Source organism: Stenotrophomonas pictorum JCM 9942 (genome assembly GCF_001310775.1).
GTDB lineage: Bacteria > Pseudomonadota > Gammaproteobacteria > Xanthomonadales > Xanthomonadaceae > Stenotrophomonas > Stenotrophomonas pictorum.
Genome location: NZ_BAZI01000391.1, coordinates 1 through 2450, shown reverse-complemented (window position 1 = coordinate 2450; position 2450 = coordinate 1). Strand labels below are relative to the sequence as shown.

Annotated in this window: 3 protein-coding genes and 1 pseudogene; 2 read left to right on the top strand and 2 right to left on the bottom strand. The window is 68.3% G+C overall.

The genetic code is table 11. From position 1 onward, the window contains the following. Positions 1 to 929: lysylphosphatidylglycerol synthase domain-containing protein (locus tag JCM9942_RS14155; protein WP_172675129.1), on the bottom strand; the 929-nt coding region annotated here is incomplete at its 3' end. 164 nt (positions 930 to 1093) lie between these two features. Between JCM9942_RS14155 and JCM9942_RS14150 the strand changes: the two are divergent. Together JCM9942_RS14150 and JCM9942_RS14145 are read left to right on the top strand one after the other, a co-directional pair. Then, positions 1094 to 1725, top strand: a pseudogene (locus JCM9942_RS14150) (DUF998 domain-containing protein); the annotation flags it as partial. A 57-nt stretch (positions 1726 to 1782) separates the two neighbouring features. Continuing rightward, complete coding sequence (locus tag JCM9942_RS14145; protein WP_054660472.1) at positions 1783 to 2130, top strand: RidA family protein; 348 nt, start codon at positions 1783 to 1785, stop codon at positions 2128 to 2130. A gap of 66 nt (positions 2131 to 2196) precedes the next feature. Here the strand turns inward: JCM9942_RS14145 and JCM9942_RS14140 are convergent. After that, on the bottom strand, positions 2197 to 2450 hold a 254-nt coding region (locus JCM9942_RS14140; RefSeq protein WP_157722946.1), incomplete at its 5' end, for an RnfABCDGE type electron transport complex subunit B.

The following is a 2450-nucleotide window of genomic DNA, read 5'->3' as shown; positions in this document are numbered from 1 at the left end:
AGCCCCGCCAGCAGGGCCGACAGCAGCAGCGGCAGCAGGTAATAGGTGAGGCGGTAGGCCACGGCCGCCGCAAGGATGGCCGCCGGCGGCACCTGCGGCAGCAGTTTGAGCAGGCTCCACTCGAACACGCCCAGTCCCGCCGGAACGGTGGATATCAGCCCGGCCACTGTGGCCACCAGGTACACCCCGACAAATCCGATGAAACCCGGTTCCTGCGGTGGCGGCAACAACACGTAGAACGCCGCCGAGGCCAGGCACAGTTCGACCACGCTCAGCGCGGTGATCTCCAGCACCGTGCGGCGGTCGGGAATCCACAACGGGTGCTGCCGCCACCCAATCCGGCGGCCGCTGCGTCCGACCAGCACCAGCAGGGCGGCAAAGGCCAGCAGCATGGCGATGCCCAGGCCGGACACGGTGGCGGTGGTCAGTGGCAGCACCCGCATCGCTGCCCCCGGTTCCAGCCACAGAGCCAATCCCAACAACAGCCACGCACCGAATCCGAAGCCCAGCGTGCTCATCAGCACCACTTGCCCGATCTCGGCCAGGCTCAGGCCCGCGGCGCCGTAGCTGCGCAGACGCACCGCGCCGCCGGTGAGTGCGGCAAACCCCAGCGTCTGCCCGGTGGTATGGGCCAGGAAGGCGGTGATGCCGATGCGTGAGGCGGGCAACCGGTGTCGGGCGTGGCGCAGGCCGATGGCGTCAAAGCCGATCAGGCAGCCATAGCTGGCCAGGCCCAGCAACGTGGTCAGCGCCAGCTGTGGCCACGTCAGCCCGCGTAGGGCGCTGCGGATCTGGTGATAGCCGTGTCCACCGAACTCGCCGGCCAGCGCATGCAGGGCCAGGGCCATGATGACCAGGGTGGCGGCGATGGCGGCAGCGCGGCGCCAGCCTTCGAGCGCGGGTCCCGGGGTGGCAGCTGATTCACTCATGCAGGTCTGGTCGGGCTGATGCACCGGGGCCGGTGCGGGCGCACCAGACTATCGGGTGGGTGTTAGGACGGTGGCAAACCTGTCCATCGACGTGTCGTGATGCCTCGGCCCGGGGTAATAGACTGCCGGGTCTTTCCCAACCGGCGGCATATTCCCGCGGAGCGATGGACGGCGAACAGGACCAGCCCGCACCCGTGCAGCGTGCGGCGATGGCGACGGTAGTGATCGGCCTGGCGGTGTTTGCCGGCGTCGGGGTGTGGCTGCAGTTCGTCCGTACCGATCTTGACTGGCTGCATGCCACCTTGAGTCTGTACCTGCACGGTCCCTACGGCCTGTGGTTGCGCAGCGCCTATTGCCTGCTGGCGTTGGCGATCACGCTGCTGGGCTGGATGTTGTACCGGCAGATGGATGGTGCGGCACGTCGCGGCCTGCCGGCGGTGCTGTTCGGCGTCGCCGGACTGGGCCTGGCCGGCGTGGCGATCGGTGACAGCTGGTTGCCCGGCAATGCGCCCACGCTTGCGCCGTTCGTGCATGCGCTGTCGGCGCAGACGGCGTTCCTGTGCGTGACCGTGGCGATGCTCCTGCAGGCCTGGTGCTTCGGTCGCGATCGGCGCTGGCAATGGCTGCATCGACGGGCGTGGGAATGGGCGTGGCTGACCTTTGCCCTACTGTGGCTGCACGTGCTGTGGCGGGCCAGCCGCGCGGGCTGGGTCAGAAGCTGGTCATCGCGCTGGTGGTGGGCTGGCTGTTGGGGATCGCCCTCGCGCTGTGGCGGGCCGGGCGCAAAGAACCAGCTGAAACTTCCGGTTCGGGTCACAATGGCGCGCACACTCACAGCAAGGAATCCCCCCCCATGATCCAGCGCTTCGATACCGGCCCGCGCATGTCGGAAATGACCATCCACAACAACGTGGCCTACCTGGCCGGGCAGGTGCCGGAAGACACCAGCGCCGACATCGTCGGCCAGACCCAGCAGGTGCTGGCCGCCATCGACGAGCTGCTGCGCACGGCGGTGACCGACAAGTCCCACATCCTGCGCGCGGAAATCTTCCTGGCCGATATGGCCGACTTCGCCGGCATGAACCAGGCGTGGGATGCGTGGGTGCCCAAGGATGCCGCCCCGGCCCGTGCCACCGTGCAGGCCAAGCTGGCCCGGCCGGACTGGAAGATCGAGATCGTGATCACCGCCGTGGTGCCGTAGACCTGCGGGCGTATTTCCTGCGTGCAAACGAAAACGCCGGCGGAATCCGGCGTTTTTGCTGCCTGCTCAGCGGGCGGGCTTCAGCTCGATGCAGTCCACCGGGCACGGCGGGATGCACAGCTCGCAGCCGGTGCACAGGTCCGCCAGCACCGTGTGCATGTACTTGGCGCCGCCGACGATGGCGTCCACCGGGCAGGCCTGGATGCACTTGGTGCAGCCGATGCAATCGGCCTCGACGATGACGGCGACCTGGGCCGGTTTGTGTTCGCCGCGGCTGCGGTCAAACGGCATCGCCGGCACGCCGAGAAGGTGCGCCAGGG

Excerpts from the sequence above, each read along its gene's own strand:
- JCM9942_RS14145 (WP_054660472.1), top strand. The coding sequence starts at position 1,783 with ATGATCCAGCGCTTCGATACCGGCCCGCGCATGTCGGAAATGACCATC.